The organism is Streptomyces sp. NPDC051172 (assembly GCF_040682555.1).
Taxonomy (GTDB): domain Bacteria; phylum Actinomycetota; class Actinomycetes; order Streptomycetales; family Streptomycetaceae; genus Streptomyces.
The window spans coordinates 1-1325 of sequence record NZ_JBFBBE010000365.1; the positions used below are offsets into that span (position 1 = coordinate 1).

The 1325-nt window shown below is 72.8% G+C and carries 1 protein-coding gene; it reads left to right on the forward strand.

Going from position 1 to position 1325, the window contains the following annotated elements:
* Nucleotides 1–372: 372 nt before the first annotated feature.
* Nucleotides 373–1325 (forward strand): glycosyltransferase (locus tag AB0N07_RS51150; protein WP_365847863.1); only part of this gene is annotated, 953 nt, incomplete at its 3' end.

The following is a 1325-nucleotide window of genomic DNA, read 5'->3' on the forward strand; positions in this document are numbered from 1 at the left end:
GGAGGCGGCGGCGGTGCGGGGGGCGCGACGCACAGCGGCGTGCGAGGGGGTCACGGACATCGGATCTTCTTCCCGGACAGGACCTGCGGCCCATGAGGGCGGTGCCTCGGGGCGGTGCCCGGAACGAGGCCGGACCGCGGGTGCGAGTTGACGAGCAGTGCGGATGACCGGGTACGCGAAGATGCGGAGGAAGCCCCGGTGTGGAGAACCGGCCGTAACCGATCCGTGATCAACATACACGATCGTTATCGAAACGCAATCAGAAATTCGGATGACGCCCAGGTGGCCGCTTGGCGCTCGACGCGCCCCGCTCGGCACCTCCCGCGCGCGGCTGTCTCCGCCCCTCTCCGGCGCGGCGCTAGCGTGGTCCGGGTGAGCCCCTCCCGCCCCCTGCGCCTGCTGATGGACGCCCGCTACACCCGCACCGACTTCCACGACGGCATCTCCCGCTACGGCGCGAGCCTCATCGAGGCGGTCGCCCGCCGGGCCGCCGCACCGGGCCCGGAGGGGGCCGACGTCGAGGTCGCGATGCTGATCTCGGACGAGCGGCAGCTGGCCCTGCTTCCGGACGGCGTGCCGTGGCACCTCGTCTCCGGCCCCACCTCCCCACGCGAGCCGTTCGTGGCCCGTCAGGTCGCGCGTCTGCGACCGGACGTCGTCTTCTCGCCCATGCAGACCATGGGTTCATGGGGGCGGGACTACGCCCTGATCCTCACGCTCCACGACCTCATCTACTACGAGCACCGCACCCCGCCGCGGAACCTGCCCGAGCCGATCCGCTGGCTGTGGCGGGCCTACCACCTGACCAAGACCCCGCAGCGGCTCCTGCTCGACCGCGCGGACGCGGTCGCCACGGTCTCCCGGACGACGGCGGAGCTCATCGCACGGCACCGCCTCACCCGGCGTCCGGTCCACGTCATCGCCAATGCGGCGCAGGCGGTACCGGAGCCGCGGGACCCGGACGAGACCCCGGACCGCACGCTGCTCTACATGGGCTCGTTCATGGACTACAAGGACGTCGAGTCCCTCGTGGCCGCCGCGCCCCTGCTGCCGGGCTACGCGCTGCACCTGCTCTCCCGCATCAGCTCGGAGCGCCGCGGGCAGCTCGAGGCCCGGCTGGCTGAGCGTCGCGCCGCCTCGGGGGCCGCCGGCGCGGACGTGCTGTTCCACGACGGCACCGACGAGGCCGAGTACGTGCGCCTGCTCCGCCGGGCCACCGCGGCCGTCACCCTCTCCCGCGCCGAGGGCTTCGGCCTGCCCGTGGCTGAGGCGATGGCCCACGGCACGCCGGTGGTGTGCTCGGACCTGCCGATCTTCCGCGAGAT